Origin of the sequence: Roseovarius sp. MMSF_3350, assembly GCF_030733425.1 — a bacterium.
Lineage (GTDB): Bacteria > Pseudomonadota > Alphaproteobacteria > Rhodobacterales > Rhodobacteraceae > Roseovarius.
Genome location: NZ_JASHIZ010000020.1, coordinates 12,450 through 26,348 on the forward strand (window position 1 = coordinate 12,450; position 13,899 = coordinate 26,348).

The window sequence follows — 13,899 nt, forward strand, 5'->3', positions numbered from 1 at the left end:
GGCACGAACAGGGCATGAGCGCGGCGCGCATGTCGGCGCTCTGTCGCGGTTACGGGAAATCTGGGCTTCATGTTTGTCGTCGGACGCTTTAGACAACCCTCGACCATGTCCAACCAAGGCCGCTCCCAGATGTCCAGTCCCGCTCCCTTCAATGACGCCCTCCTCTCGCTCGCCCTCGCCCGTGTCTCCGAACAGGCCGCCCTGGCCTGCCGCCCGCTCATTGGCCGCGGCGATGAGAAGGCCGCCGACCAGGCCGCCGTGAACGCCATGCGCCAGGAACTGGGAGCGATGGACATCGCCGGCACCGTCGTGATCGGCGAAGGCGAGCGTGACGAGGCCCCGATGCTCTACATCGGCGAGGAAGTGGGCACCGGCCAAGGCCCAGAGGTCGACATCGCGCTCGACCCGCTCGAAGGCACCACCATCACCGCCAAGGCCATGCCCAACGCCCTCACCGTCATCTCGATGGCGCCCCGCGGGACCATGCTGCACGCGCCCGACGTCTACATGGACAAGCTGGCCGTCGGCCCGGGCTATCCCGAAGGCGTGGTGTCGCTCGACATGTCCCCCACCGAACGCGTTCAGGCCCTTGCCAAGGCCAGGGGCGTCGACCCCTCGGACATAACCGTCTGCGTGCTTGAACGACCCCGGCACGAGGCGATGATCGCCGAACTGCGTGCCACCGGCGCGGCGATATACCTGATCGGCGACGGCGACGTGGCCGGCGTCATGCACTGTGCCGATCCCGAGGCGACAGGCATCGACATGTACATGGGCTCCGGCGGCGCGCCCGAAGGCGTGCTGGCGGCGGGCGCACTCAAGTGCCTCGGCGGCCAGATTTGGGGCCGACTGCTCTTCCGCAACGATGACGAGCGGGGCCGCGCCGAAAAGGCCGGCATCACCGATTTCGACCGCGTCTACACCCGCGACGAGATGGTGTCGTCCGACGTGATCTTCGCCGTCACCGGCGTGACGCAAGGCTCGCTCGTCGCCGGGCTCAGGCCGCATGGCGACAATATCGAAACCCAAACGCTCCTTCTGCGTTCCTCTACAGGAGAACGCCGCATCATGACCTGCCGCCACCCGATTTGAACCCGATGTTACCTGCCCTTGTCCTTATCGACTACCAAACCGGCTTCGAGGCCGATTTCTGGGGCGCGCGCAACAACCCCGAGGCCGAGGATCGCGCGGCGCAACTGCTGTCGGCATGGCGCGAGCGTGGCGGCCCCATTTGCCACGTCCTGCATCTCAGCAAGGTCATCGGCAGCCCCATCCACCCCGATTCCGGCGGATGCGAGTTCAAGCCGCAGATGATGCCGCTGACCGGCGAGCCGGTGTTCGAGAAATCCACCAACTCCGCCTTCGTCGATCCCGCGCTGAATGCGCACCTGCAATATCTCGGCGCGACCGAACTGGTGATGTGCGGCCTGACCACGCCGCATTGCGTCTCGACCAATGTCCGCTGGGCCGACAATATCGGCTATGACGTGACGCTGGCGCACGACGCCTGTGCCGCCTTCTCCTTTTCCGCCGACACCGGCTGGAACCCCGATCTGTCGCCGATGGACCCCGAGCCGATCCACGCCACCGCCGTCTCGCACCTGCATGGCGAGTTCTGCCAGGCCCGCTCCGTCGCCGCGATCCTGCGCGACCTTTCATGAGCTACCTCGGCGTCGCGCGCTCCCTCACAGGGCGCTGCTGGATCGGTCCCACCCCCGAAACGGACCGCCTGTCCGAGGCGATGGTGCAGGACACCACCCTGCCCCGCGCCCTCTGCCAGACCCTGACGCGCCTCGGCGTAGCCAGCTGCGACGCCGCCGCCTATCTCGAGCCCAAGCTCCGCGACCTGCTGCCCGACCCGCGCAGCCTCAAGGATATGGAAACCGCCGCCGCGCGGTTCCTCCAGGCGGTAGAGCGGCGCGAGAAGATCGCGATCTTCGCCGATTACGATGTCGACGGCGGCGCGTCGGCCGCCCTGCTGATCGACTGGCTGCGCCGGATGGGCCTGGACGCCACGCTCTACGTTCCCGATCGTATCGACGAAGGCTACGGCCCGAACGCGCCCGCAATGGCCGAACTGGCCGCCGCGCATAACCTCATCCTCTGCGTCGATTGCGGTACCCTCAGCCACGAGGCGCTGGCCGCCGCCACCGCCGCCGATGTGGTCGTGCTCGATCACCACCTGGGCGGCGAAACGCTGCCCCCCGCTTTGGCCGTGGTGAACCCCAACCGCCAGGACGAAAGCGGCGACCTTTCGCATCTCTGCGCCGCCGCAGTGGTTTTTCTCATGCTGGTCGAGGCCGGCCGCCAGCTGCGCGAGGCCGGCAGGCAGGGCCCCGACCTCATGGCGATGCTTGATCTGGTGGCGCTGGCCACCGTCGCCGACGTGGCCCCCCTGCGCGACGTTAACCGTGCCTTCGTGCGCGCGGGCCTTGCCATCATGTCGCGCCGCGACCGTCCCGGCCTCGTGGCGCTGGGCGACGTCTCACGGCTCGATACCGCACCCACCGCCTATCACCTCGGCTTTGTCCTCGGCCCGCGCGTCAATGCCGGCGGCCGCGTCGGCCGCGCCGACCTCGGCGCGCGCCTGCTCGCCTGCAACGACCCGACCGAGGCGATGGCGCTGGCCGAGAAGCTGGATGAACTCAACACCGAACGCCGCGACGTCGAGGCCGCCGTCCGCGCCGCCGCGCTCGACCAGGCCGAGGCGCGCGGTCTCGACGCACCGCTGGTCTGGGCCGCGGGCGAAGGCTGGCATCCCGGCGTCGTCGGCATCGTCGCCTCGCGCCTCAAGGAAGCCACCAACCGCCCAGCCATCGTCATCGGGTTCGACGGTGACGAGGGCAAGGGCTCGGGCCGCTCGGTCTCCGGCGTCGACCTCGGCCACGCCATCCAGCGCCTCGCCGCCGAGGGCCTTCTGCTCAAGGGCGGCGGGCACAGGATGGCCGCGGGCCTCACCGTGGCCCGCGACAAGCTCGAGGCCGCGATGGCGCGCCTCTCCGACCTTCTCGCACGTCAGGGCGCGGGCCGGTCCGGCCCCGCCGACCTCGCCCTCGACGGGCTGCTGATGCCCGGCGCGGCCACGCCGGAACTCGTCGGCCAGATCGAACAGGCCGGCCCCTTCGGCGCCGGCGCCCCCGCCCCGCGCTATGCGTTTTGCGACATCGGGATCACCTTCGCCAAACGCGTTGGCGACAGCCACCTCAAGATCCGCTTTGGCGACGGCACCGGCCCCAGCCTCGACGCCATCGCCTTCAGCGCCTACGACACCGGCCTTGGCCAGGCGCTGGAACAGCACGGCGGCGCGCGGTTCCATCTCGCCGGCCGCCTCGACATCAACACCTGGGGCGGGCGTCAGACCGTCCAACTCCGCCTCGAAGACGCCTCCCCCGCCACCTGAGCCATGCACCCGGCACGACCTCCGCGATACCCGCAAAATTATGCAAGAATCCCCTTGCGCCGGTCGCGGGTTTTTCATAGGTACACGCTCACGCCACGGTATGGCCCGTTCGTCTATCGGTTAGGACGCCAGGTTTTCAACCTGGAAAGAGGGGTTCGATTCCCCTACGGGCTGCCACCACACCCGACATACTGAGCCGTCATCAGTTTGCGCAATAATATCGCGAAAATCCGGTGAGTTACGAGCTCATTGGATTTGCAGAGACGGAAATGGCCAAACAATCTGTCGGTAAAATGCCCGACTGTCTCAGTGGCGCATTTTTGTCTTACCAGTTTGGTGTGGACTCAAGGTCTTGCGATCAACGACCGCTGTTCTTTCCAGACTGCGGGAAGCTCATGTGTCGCAACCCGGGTGGAAGTCAGACCTATTGGCTTTTTGCCGGCGAGAACGTCGCACACGATATCAGAGGCACGGAAGGCGATGTTCAGCGTCTGTTGAACGCGATTCATCGTGGTTTTTTTCACCACGGCAATCTCATCAGGCGTCTGGCCTGACTTGATCCATTCCAGCCACCAGCAATAGGGCCGCGTCGGATTCCCCGCACGGCCCTATGAGGGTCCTAGCTACCCGGTGTCAGCTTGTGGATCATACCTTCATCGACTGCCGTATAGAGGCTGCCATCCGGTCCGAGCACGACAGAGCGGAAGCGGCCGGCCTCCATCGGCAGGGTCATTTCGGTCACGTCGAGAACCTCGGTTCCGTCTTCGTTGAACTCGATCACATCAATCCGTTGGCCGATCGGCGTGCCGCCAAAGCCAATGCCCATGATGCCGACGACCATCGCGTTGTCCCAGCTGCCCCATTCCTCACCTTCGAGGAACGCAGCCGAGCCTGTACCTTGGGACCATCCATTATTGGTCCAGACCGGCGGCATCGCGTCGGGATAGGTCTCGAAATCAGTCATCGGCATGAAGGCCGCGCGTTCATAACGGTTCATGCCTTCATCCTGATTCGGCATGTAGCCGCAATAGCCATCCGGGCAGTCGCCACGTCCAGCCATGTTATCGCGCGGGTCCCAGCCGGCGTTACCGCCGTTTTCCAGAATGGTGATTTCGTCGGAATGCCACGGCCCGTGTTCGGCGGTGATCGCTGCGCCGGATTCCGGATGGAATGCGATGCCCTGAACGTTGCGGTGCCCGTAGGTGTATATGCGATCGTCAAAGCCCTCTGGCGGGGTGTTGTCTGGATGCGCGTTGCCATCCGTGTCCATCCGCAGAACCTTGGAGCCCATCATCGTCGGGCTTTGGGGGATTTCAGGATTGTGATTGTCGCCCGTCGTCAGCCATAGGGCACCATCCGGCCCAAAACGTACACGCCCGCCGTTATGTGCGCCGGGCCCGCCAAACGGGTGCTCCGAGGCCTCCATTTTGTAAGGCACGTCATCGACGATGTCCGTCCGGTCCGAAACGCCCGTGAAATCCTCGTTTACGGTGAACCGCATCAGCCGGTTGGTGTGCGGGTCCGACATGTCCGACGTCGAGTAGACGTAGATCCGACGGTTCTCGTCAAAGTTGGGGTCGAAAGCCACCCCCATCATTCCTGCCTGACCTTCGCAGAACAGGTCCTCGCCGCTGGCGGCATAGCCCTCGGTCTCGCCTACGCCATAAAGTGCGGTCACGGTGCCGTCTGGCATCCGCACCGACAGGCCTTTGCATTTCTCGGTAAAAAGCATCGTGCCATCGTTGAGAAAGGCCATGTCCCACGGGTTTTCCAAATCCGACAACACTTCCTCGTGCTGAAGACTGGTGGTGTTCATCCCGGACTGCGCGACTGCGGCAGACGCCATACACATGGACAGTCCAGCCACCAGCGGCAGAACGGGGAAACCGAATGGTTTGAATGAGCTCTTTAGCATGTTTTCCTCCCTTGGCTGCTTTGTGACGACACAACCAGCATCTGCTCGGGCGATCCGCGCCGTCTCGATAAAGGTAGAAGGAGGGGGCGTTACGGCAATAGGTCTCGGTCGGCGAAAGACCGTTGACAGATCGAACCGCCGTATAGGCGCATTTACTGGAATTCCGTGGTGATATACGTCGTAATATTGAGGATATCCTGGTCCGAAAGATTCTTGGCGTGCGGGATCATCAGCATCGAGTTCGGGCCTATCTTCTCGCCTTCGCGATAACGCTCCAGTTTGTTGGTCAAATAACCCGTATCTTTGTCGGACAGCCGCGGATAGCTCGCAACGCCCTGAGCCTTGGGGCCGTGGCAGTTTCTGCAGACTGACTGATAGAGGCTTTCACCGGCCTCGACATCAGCGTCACGAACTTCTTCTGTCGCGTCCTGATCTGCAAAGGCTGCGTTAGAGACCAAGGCCATAAGGGCAACGGTCATCAATGCATGTTTCACGAATTGCCTTCCTTCCGTTATTTGCTGTCTACCAGTTCATCGAGGATAAGAGCATTAAACTAAACACCAGCGCCCGACGCGGTCAATGTAGCGTACTCGAAAGCCTTTAAACTTGGGAACTTTTGCACGCTTAGACTGAGATTAGGTCAGCTGCGGATCCAGTCAAAAAGCAACTTATCCAAGACGCAAATCTCAAGTATTTATCTGTTTCGTAAACTTGTGCAGCAAAATCTTTTCGCGGCTCTTGAAGCATGCGAGGAACAAATTCGAAACCTAGGCGAGCCGTAGATGGAACAAAGGCGGCCCTTTAGTCAGTAATGATTAGCACGTGAACAATTGATGCTAGCCTAGCACCGACGGAGCGACAGCTATTAAGAGCACAAGGAACAACTACTGGAAGCGTTCTAGATGTTGCTCGATAATTTCTTGAAGCGTTATTCCAGTCGAGAAAGCTTGGATGCACCGACAAGCGGCATATCCGTTCTCTTTTCGTGAAGAGCATTTCACAATGGAAACAGGCACCTATATCCGCGGCTGGCGTCTTCAGTCCAATTCGGCTCTGTTGTGGCGCAGGTCTTGCGCGCCCGAGGGCAGCGTGGGTGAAAGTCACAGCCCGAGGGGCGGTTGACCGGGCTCGGCACCTCACCGCTCAGTGCTACGAAATCGTGCCGCGCTTCAGGATCGGGCTGCGGGTTCGCCTCGAGCAGCGCCTTGGTGTAGGGATGACAGGGTTGGGCGAATATCTGATTTGTGGGCCCCTGTTCGACGAAACGGCCCAGATACATGATTGCCATCTTGTCAGTGACGTGGCGCACGAGGTTGAGGTTGTGGGTGATGATCACGATCGCAACGCCGCTGCGGGTCTGCACATCGGCGAGCAGGTTGAGTACCTCGCCCTGCACGGACATATCCAATCCGGCGGTGGGCTCGTCTGCAATCAGCAACCTGGGGTCCAGCGCCAGCGCCCGCGCCACTCCGACCCGCCGCGCCTGTCCGCCCGACAGCTGGTGGGGATAGCGCGTGGCAAACTCGGCCGGCAGCCCCACGAGGCCCAGCAGGCGCTCGGCCTCGTCGCGGCCGGCGCGCAGCCCGTGAATGCGCAGCGGTTCGGTCACCAGCGACTTGACCGTCAGCCGGGGCGACAGCGACCCCACCGGGTCCTGCCACATCATCGACATATCGGTGCGCAGGCGGGACCACTCGCGGGCCGAGGCCTCCGATATTTCCGCCCCGTCAAAGCGGATCGACCCGCCCGAGGGTTTCTTCAGCCCGATCAGCGTGCGCGCGATGGTGGACTTGCCCGAGCCGCTTTCGCCCACCAGCCCCAGAGTCTCGCCCGCGCCCAGCGTGAAGGACACGCCGCACACCGCCTCGAAATCATGGCTCTCGCGGCGCAGCGCGGCCTTCAGACGCCCCTGCCGCGCATACCGGATGCGCAGGTCCTCGACTTCCAGAAGGCTCATGCCCTGTCCTCCGCCGGGTCGTTCAGGTGGCACCGCGCCGCCTGCCCCCCGCCGGCATCGTAAAGCGGCGGATGATCGGTCATGCAGCGCTCGAACGCCTTGGGACAGCGGGCGCGAAACGCGCATCCCGCGGGCGGGCGGCGCAGGTCCGGCAAGGTGCCGGGAATGGTCGGCAGCCGGCGCGTCGCCTCGCGAATGCGGGCCGGGTCGCACTCGAACAGCGCCTGCGTATAGGGGTGGCACGGGTCGCGGAACACCTGCGCCACGTCGCCCCGCTCCACCACTTCGCCCGCATACATCACCGCCACCTCGTCGCACAGCTCGGCCACCGTCCCCAGGTGGTGCGACACGAACAGGACCGAGCAGCCGAATTTCTCCTGCAACTCGCGCAGCAGGGTGACGATCTGCATCTCCAGCGTCGCATCCAGCGCCGTCGTTGGCTCGTCCGCAATCAACAGGTCCGGCCGCGTCAGCAGCGCCATGGCGATGCACACCCGCTGGCGCATCCCGCCCGACAGCTGATGCGGATAGGCATCGAGCTTCGACGCCGCATCCGGCAGTTGCACCTGCTCCAGGAATTCGACGGCCCTTGCCCGCATCTCGGCCCGCCCGACCTTTTCACGATACTGGATGTCCATCATCTGCTGGCCGATCGTCGTCACCGGGTTGAGCGAGGTCATCGGGTCCTGAAAGATCATCGAAATCCGCTTGCCCCGCAGCGCGCGCCACTCCTTCGGCTTCAGCTGCGCAAGGTTCTGGCCGTCCATGTCGATACGCCCGCCCGCGACCCGCGCGTTCTCGGCCAGAAGGCCGATCAGCGAATAGGCCAGCGTGGACTTGCCGCACCCGCTTTCCCCGACAAGGCCCAGCACCTTGCCCCGAGGTACGTCCAGCGTGATGTCGCGCAGCGCATGGATCGCCCCGCGCGGCGTGGCGAACTCCACCGACAGTCCGTCGATCCGCACCAGCGGCTCGGTGCCGCCTTCCGGTTGCCGGTCCGGCTCTGTCGCAACGCTGGATACCATCAGCCGGCCTTTCTGAGCTTGGGATCGAAAATGTCGCGCAGCGCCTCGCCCATAAAGGTGAACCCAAGCGTCACCAGGATGATCGGGATCGAGCCGCCAATGACCGGCCAGGGCGAGTTGCGGATGAAATTGTAGCCATCGTTCAGGATCACGCCCCAGGACGGCGTCGGCGGCCGCACCCCCATGCCAAGGAAACTGAGGCCCGCCTCCGTCGCGATCACCAGCGGCACGTCCATCGACGCCAGGATCAGCAGCGGGCCCAGCACGTTGGGCAGCACATGCACGAACAGAAGGCGCGGCATTCCCACGCCCATGGCACGTTCGGCCAGGATGAACTCGGCGTTCTTCAGCGCCATCGTCTGGGTCCGCACGATGCGGGCATAGATCGGCACCGAGGTGATCGCCACCACCAGCATCACCGTGAACAGGCTCGGGCCGATGATGGTCACCACCGCCAGGCCGAAGACGATGGTGGGGAAAGAGCGCAGTGCGTCAAAGATCAGCAGCAGGGTATTGTCCAGCCAGCGCGGCCCCAGCCCCGCGATCAGCCCCAGAAGCAGCCCGATGCTTAGCGCCGCGGCCAGCGAGGCCGCGGCGACCAGCATGGCGATGCGCCCGCCGGCGATGACCCGGCTGAAGATGTCACGCCCGATATTGTCGGTGCCCAGCCAGTGCTCGGCCGAGGGCGGCGCCATGCGCGGGCCGGTCATGATGGCCGCAGGATCATAGGGCACGATCCACGGCGCAAAGATGGCCGACCCGACGATCAGCGCCACCAGCACGAAACCGATCAGGCCGGTCGGGCTGGCCGACAGAACCCGCCAGGTCCGGGTCATCACGCCCGGTTCGGAAACGGCCTCTTGCGTGGCGTCGGTCATGTCACATGTCCTCCCGCTGGCGCGGATCCAGCCACGCGATCACCAGGTCCGAGATCAGCGTCGCCAGCACGATGATGCCAGTGGTGACCAAGACCGCGCCCAGCACGATGGGATAGTTGCGTTCGTTCACCGCCTGCACGATCAGCGCGCCGATCCCGGGCCGGGCAAAGATCACCTCGACGAACACCGCCGCCGAGAAAAGATGCGCCACGCCCGTGCCGATCAGGGTCACGGCGGGCTGCACCGCGATCTTCAGGATGTGCGAGCGGGTGATCCAGCGGTCCGGCAGGCCATAGGCGCGCGCCATGCGCACATGCGGCTGGCCCATCACCTCCAGCATCGAGGCCCGCACGATCCGGGACACATAGCCCACCCATGACACCCCGATGGCAAAGGACGGCAGGATCAGGTGCGTGACCCGGTCCCAGAACCCCTCGCCCGCACCGATCGCCGGCAGCCATTGCAGCCAGACCGCGAAAACCAGCACCGAGTAGAGCGCCATGACAAATGCCGGGATCGAGATCGTGCCGACCGACAGCACCCCGGTCAGCGTATCGAGCCACGTGTTGCGCCGCAGCGCCGAATAGCAGCCCAGCGCGATGCCCAGCACCGCCGCCCAGAGGATCGAGACGCTGATCAGGATCAGCGTGTAGGGCAACTGTTCGAACACGATCTGTGACACTTCGCGGCCCGTGAACACGTCCTGCCCCAGGTCACCGCGCAGGATGTTGCCGAAGAACGTGACGATCTGCACCGGCAGGGGCTTGTCCAGCCCCATCGCCTCGCGCGTCTGTTCGATCAGCTCCGGCGTGGCGCGGGGGCCCAGGATCATTACCGCCGGGTCGCCCGGCACCACGTGCAGCATGAGCGTCAGGATAGAGACCGCGACCATCACGATCACGACCGAAAGGACAAGCCTTTGGGAGGCGTATAACAGCACGGGTCGCGGTCCCCTGTCGGCTTAGACTTCGCCGTCGAAGTCGATGAAGAGCGGCCGTCCGTCAGGCCGCAGCGCCGGTTCCAGCCCTTCGCGGTACATCACCGGCGTGCCTTCATGGGTGATGAACTTGTAGGCCCCGGTCGCTTCCATCAGGTCCTGCATCTTGCGATACATCTCGGCGCGTTTCTCGCCGTCGGCCTCGCTAAGCGCGTTGGCGTGCAACTCGTCGAATTCCGCATTCGAGAACCGCTCCCAGTTCCAGATGCCGACCTGGTCGGTCACGAACCAGCTGGTCGCATAGTATGGGTCCGGCAACATCGAGAACCGGTTCAGCACCAGCTGCATGTCCTTCCAGCGCTCGCCCTCGCTTTCCATGCCCAGCGTCCAGAACGAGCCGGAATCCTGCACATTGATCTCCGTCTCGATGCCGATCTGCGCCAGCTGGGCCTGGACCACCTCGGCAATCGTCTTCCACACCGTGGCATTGAGCGCGTCGATGGTCAGCGGCTCGGCCGGCGGACCGCCCGCGGCCTCCAGGTACTCGCGCGCCTTCTCGAGGTCGCCCGCCACCGGAACCGACGGATTCTCGCGGTGGCCCGGCAGGCCGGGGGCGATCATGCCGGTGGCCGGGGCCGCCTCGCCGAAATAGGCCGCGTCGATGATCTGCTCGGCGTTGATGGCGTGCTGGATCGCCTTGCGCAGGTTCTCGTCGCCCAGCGCGGGGTTGTCCAGGTTCATGCCTAGCCAGACATAGTAGAGCGACGGGTATTCCTCGATCACCGTGTTGGCGGGCACGTTGCCGCGATACTGCGCCAGCGACGACAGCGTAATCTCGGTATAATCCAGGTCGCCGGCCTCGTATGCACGTTCGGCGGTCTTGGTGTCGTCCATCGGCAGGATGCGGATCTCGTCGAACCCGGGCGCCTCGCCCTTCCAGTCGGGATTGCGCACGAGGTGCACGTACTGGTTCGGCTTCCACGCCTCCAGGATGTAGGGGCCGGAAAAGGCCGGCGGCTCCATCCCGAAATTGCCGCCGCTCTCCGTGGCCTCCATTACCGCCTTCTTCGACACGATATGCCCCGTGCCATAGGGCAGCGTGATGCTCCATAGCGGCTGGAACGGCTCTTTCAGAACGATGGTGCCCTCGTACTTGCCGGTCACCTCGACATGGTCCAGCGGACCCCAGTCGCTCTTGACCGGGCTGTCATGCTCCAGCACGCGCTCGAACGAGAACTTGACGTCCTCTGCGGTCATCTCGCCATGCCCGCCGGTGAACATCAGCCCCTCTTTCAGCTTGAAGGTGATGTGCGTGTCGTCGACCTGCTCGATGGACTCCGCGGCCTCCAGCTCCCACTCCCATTCACGGCCGGGCACGTAGCGCACTAGCTTGGAATAGATGCAGTTCATGACATCGACGTTATAGCCGTTCTGGTAAAAGCCGGGGTCGAGCGCGTCGATATCGGCATAGGAACTGACACGCAGCACCTTGCCCGACTGCGCCCAGATGCGCGAGCCCAGCGGCATCGTGGTGGCGGCAAGGCCCGTCGCTGCAGCCCCGCGCAGGAACGCGCGACGCCCGATGCCGGGTTTGTTGGCGGTCATTTGATCGGTCATTCTTGTTACTCCCAGTTGTTTGGCCGTTTCGGCCTTTCGTGTTCGGCGCCGGACGATCCCGGCACGAAAAGTGATGGCCCGCGCCACGCGGGGCGCGGAACGCGGGTCAGGCCAGGTCGCGCGGAATCTCGCAGGACCAGGTCTGTTCGTGGGCAATCGCATCGCCTTCCCTGGCGACCAGCTTGGCGTTGATGACGAAATGCGTGGCCGTGGCGGTCATCTCGGTTTCCGTGCGGCTCGACATACGCCAGTCGCCGCGCGACATCTCCAGGTCCCACGCCACGTGCCCCTTGAACGAGCGCCAGTCGGTGCCGGTGAAGGAATAAGTCTCGACGCAGGTCGCACCGCGGGTCAGGTCGTTGTCCTTGATGCGCACGCGCCCGTCCGAGTCGACGATCCGCACCTCCGTCTCGCCGGTGCCCAGGTCCTCGCGCACGATCCATTCGGCGTGCTCCGGCTCCAGCACCTCCTTCTCCATCGGCGACGCGCCCTTGGGCGTGCCCAGATCGCGCGGCTGGGTCACCGCATCCCCGTCGCGCACCGGCAGCACCAGACGGCTGGCGCCGGTATCGAGATGCAGCGTCACCGGCTCCGGCGCGGGCCAGGCCACCGGGAAATAGCTGGTTGAAACCGACAGCCGCAGCCGGTGCCCGGCGCGGAACGTCTGCGCCACGTGCTTGAACGGCACCGTGGCGGTGTAGGTCTCAGCCGGCACCAACGCCTCCGGCGTCTCGTGGCTGTCGCGATGGGTCAGGTTCAGCAACCCGTAACTGACGCGCGTCGCCGCACCATCGGGGGCCACGTCCACGAGGCGGGCCGCCACCTGCGCCACCGGCTGATCGACCGAGAAGCTGATCTCAAGCTGCGCGTCGCCGGCAATCTCCAGCGGCGTCTCCAAAGGCTCAGTCTCGAACACCAGGCTCCCGGCGTCGTCCCGGCGCTGGTCCACCGGCTGGTCACCGGGATTGGCATAGGAACACCATTTGCCCCCCGCGATCCCGGTTCCAAGCGGCGAGCGGATCTTCAGCGCCCCCTTGGGCGCATCGTCCTGCCCCAGCGTCCCGTCGCGGCCCAGCGCGAACGGCGTCCGCGTCACGTTGGGCGACGGCCAGGACGGCTCTTCCACCCAGCGGCCCTCGCGCTCCGCGTAATAGCTGGCAGGCTCGGCGTGGTCCTGCATGAAAAGCCGCAACTGCGGCTCGTCCATGATGCCGGTCTCGACCCCCTTCAGCCACTGGTCCCACCAGCGCAACTCCTCGCCCAGCCAGTCGATCGCAGGCCCCGGAACGCCGATATGCGGATATTTGTGCGACCAGGGACCGACCAGGCCCTTCTTCGGGCATTGCAGGTTTTCCATCAGCCGGAACACCGTCCGGCAATACCCGTCGGCCCAGCCCGACACCGCATAGACCGGCACCTGGATCCGGCCGATATCCTCGCAGACCGACCCGTGTTTCCAGAAATCGTCGCGGCGCTGGTGCTCGGCCCAGTTCTTCAGCCACAGGCCAGAGCCGGTCAGCCGCTGCATCCACATCTCGCGCCACTTGTCGCCCACCAGGTCGGGGTCGGGCGGCAGCGTGTTGATGGCGAACATGTGCGACGCCCACGAGATCTGGTCGACCACCATCGTGCCGCCCATGTAATGCACGTCATCCGCATAGCGGTCGTCGGTCGAGGCGACGGAGACCACCGCCTTCAGCGCGGGCGGCTGCAACGCCGCCACCTGCAGGCCGTTGAACCCGCCCCAGGAAATGCCCACCATGCCTACGGCACCGTCGCACCAGTCCTGGGCCGCGATCCATGCGATCACGTCGCAGCCGTCCTGCAACTCCTGCGCGGTATACTCGTCCTCCATCACCCCTTCGGATTCGCCCGTGCCCCGCAGGTCGGCGCGCACATAGGCATAGCCGCGCGCCGCGATGTAAGGCGCGCGCACCGCATCCCGCGGCAGCGTCACGTCGCCCTTGCGATAGGGCAGAAATTCGAAAATAGCGGGAACCGCGGTGCCATCGGCCGGGCGCCAGATACGCGCCGCCAAGATGCAGCCATCGGACAGCGGGATCTCGACGTGGCGTTCCTCGATGACCCCGGGCGTCGGGCCAGATTGATTCATGCAGCGCATCCTTACATGGTTCCGGCGCATATCGTGCCATGCGCGTTGCCTCCTCAC

General features: G+C 64.8%; 12 protein-coding genes and 1 tRNA gene. 5 read left to right on the forward strand and 8 right to left on the reverse strand.

The window, feature by feature from the left end:
• The first annotated feature begins 129 nt into the window (after positions 1 to 129).
• The 5 genes from glpX (at position 130) to RBB31_RS16760 (ending at position 3,954) form a co-directional block, all read left to right on the forward strand.
• Positions 130 to 1,092, forward strand: a complete 963-nt coding sequence (gene glpX / locus RBB31_RS16740) for a class II fructose-bisphosphatase (protein WP_306130401.1) — start codon at positions 130 to 132, stop codon at positions 1,090 to 1,092.
• A 5-nt stretch (positions 1,093 to 1,097) separates the two neighbouring features.
• Positions 1,098 to 1,661: an isochorismatase family protein gene (locus RBB31_RS16745; protein ID WP_306130402.1), complete on the forward strand. Its 564-nt coding sequence runs from the start codon at positions 1,098 to 1,100 to the stop codon at positions 1,659 to 1,661.
• Positions 1,658 to 3,400 (forward strand): single-stranded-DNA-specific exonuclease RecJ, encoded by a 1,743-nt coding sequence (gene recJ / locus RBB31_RS16750; RefSeq protein ID WP_306130403.1) that lies wholly within the window; start codon positions 1,658 to 1,660, stop codon positions 3,398 to 3,400. Before RBB31_RS16745 ends, recJ begins: the two co-directional genes overlap by 4 nt.
• Positions 3,401 to 3,502: 102 nt before the next feature.
• Positions 3,503 to 3,577: transfer RNA gene (locus RBB31_RS16755), tRNA-Glu, on the forward strand.
• A gap of 56 nt (positions 3,578 to 3,633) precedes the next feature.
• Complete coding sequence (locus tag RBB31_RS16760; RefSeq protein ID WP_306130404.1) at positions 3,634 to 3,954, forward strand: hypothetical protein; 321 nt, start codon at positions 3,634 to 3,636, stop codon at positions 3,952 to 3,954.
• Positions 3,955 to 4,019: 65 nt separating this feature from the next.
• On the opposite strand, the gene RBB31_RS16765 is transcribed toward RBB31_RS16760, so the two are convergent.
• The 8 genes from RBB31_RS16765 to RBB31_RS16800 all read right to left on the reverse strand — a co-directional run bounded on the left by RBB31_RS16765 (position 4,020) and on the right by RBB31_RS16800 (position 13,842).
• Entirely contained in the window at positions 4,020 to 5,315 is a 1,296-nt protein-coding gene (locus tag RBB31_RS16765) for a sorbosone dehydrogenase family protein (protein ID WP_306130405.1), read from the reverse strand.
• Positions 5,316 to 5,467: 152 nt separating this feature from the next.
• Positions 5,468 to 5,809, reverse strand: coding sequence for a c-type cytochrome (locus RBB31_RS16770; protein ID WP_306130406.1), 342 nt, complete (start codon positions 5,807 to 5,809; stop codon positions 5,468 to 5,470).
• Between the two features lie 503 nt (positions 5,810 to 6,312).
• Positions 6,313 to 7,272 carry an ABC transporter ATP-binding protein gene (locus RBB31_RS16775; RefSeq protein ID WP_306130407.1) on the reverse strand — a complete coding sequence of 320 codons (960 nt, stop codon included), beginning with the start codon at positions 7,270 to 7,272 and terminating at the stop codon, positions 6,313 to 6,315.
• Complete coding sequence (locus RBB31_RS16780; protein ID WP_306130408.1) at positions 7,269 to 8,297, reverse strand: ABC transporter ATP-binding protein; 1,029 nt, start codon at positions 8,295 to 8,297, stop codon at positions 7,269 to 7,271. The genes RBB31_RS16775 and RBB31_RS16780 overlap by 4 nt, the downstream gene beginning before the upstream one ends.
• Complete coding sequence (locus RBB31_RS16785) at positions 8,297 to 9,175, reverse strand: ABC transporter permease (protein WP_306130409.1); 879 nt, start codon at positions 9,173 to 9,175, stop codon at positions 8,297 to 8,299. The genes RBB31_RS16780 and RBB31_RS16785 overlap by 1 nt, the downstream gene beginning before the upstream one ends.
• Position 9,176: 1 nt before the next feature.
• Complete coding sequence (locus RBB31_RS16790) at positions 9,177 to 10,115, reverse strand: ABC transporter permease (RefSeq protein WP_152496282.1); 939 nt, start codon at positions 10,113 to 10,115, stop codon at positions 9,177 to 9,179.
• A gap of 21 nt (positions 10,116 to 10,136) precedes the next feature.
• Complete coding sequence (locus RBB31_RS16795) at positions 10,137 to 11,729, reverse strand: ABC transporter substrate-binding protein (RefSeq protein WP_306130410.1); 1,593 nt, start codon at positions 11,727 to 11,729, stop codon at positions 10,137 to 10,139.
• A gap of 106 nt (positions 11,730 to 11,835) precedes the next feature.
• Positions 11,836 to 13,842: a CocE/NonD family hydrolase gene (locus RBB31_RS16800; protein WP_306130411.1), complete on the reverse strand. Its 2,007-nt coding sequence runs from the start codon at positions 13,840 to 13,842 to the stop codon at positions 11,836 to 11,838.
• Positions 13,843 to 13,899: the final 57 nt, after the last annotated feature.

Excerpts from the sequence above, each read along its gene's own strand:
- glpX (WP_306130401.1), top strand. The coding sequence starts at position 130 with ATGTCCAGTCCCGCTCCCTTCAATGACGCCCTCCTCTCGCTCGCCCTC.
- RBB31_RS16745 (WP_306130402.1), top strand. The coding sequence starts at position 1,098 with ATGTTACCTGCCCTTGTCCTTATCGACTACCAAACCGGCTTCGAGGCC.
- recJ (WP_306130403.1), top strand. The coding sequence starts at position 1,658 with ATGAGCTACCTCGGCGTCGCGCGCTCCCTCACAGGGCGCTGCTGGATC.
- RBB31_RS16765 (WP_306130405.1), bottom strand. The coding sequence starts at position 5,315 with ATGCTAAAGAGCTCATTCAAACCATTCGGTTTCCCCGTTCTGCCGCTG.
- RBB31_RS16775 (WP_306130407.1), bottom strand. The coding sequence starts at position 7,272 with ATGAGCCTTCTGGAAGTCGAGGACCTGCGCATCCGGTATGCGCGGCAG.
- RBB31_RS16780 (WP_306130408.1), bottom strand. The coding sequence starts at position 8,297 with ATGGTATCCAGCGTTGCGACAGAGCCGGACCGGCAACCGGAAGGCGGC.
- RBB31_RS16785 (WP_306130409.1), bottom strand. The coding sequence starts at position 9,175 with ATGACCGACGCCACGCAAGAGGCCGTTTCCGAACCGGGCGTGATGACC.
- RBB31_RS16795 (WP_306130410.1), bottom strand. The coding sequence starts at position 11,729 with ATGACCGATCAAATGACCGCCAACAAACCCGGCATCGGGCGTCGCGCG.
- RBB31_RS16800 (WP_306130411.1), bottom strand. The coding sequence starts at position 13,842 with ATGAATCAATCTGGCCCGACGCCCGGGGTCATCGAGGAACGCCACGTC.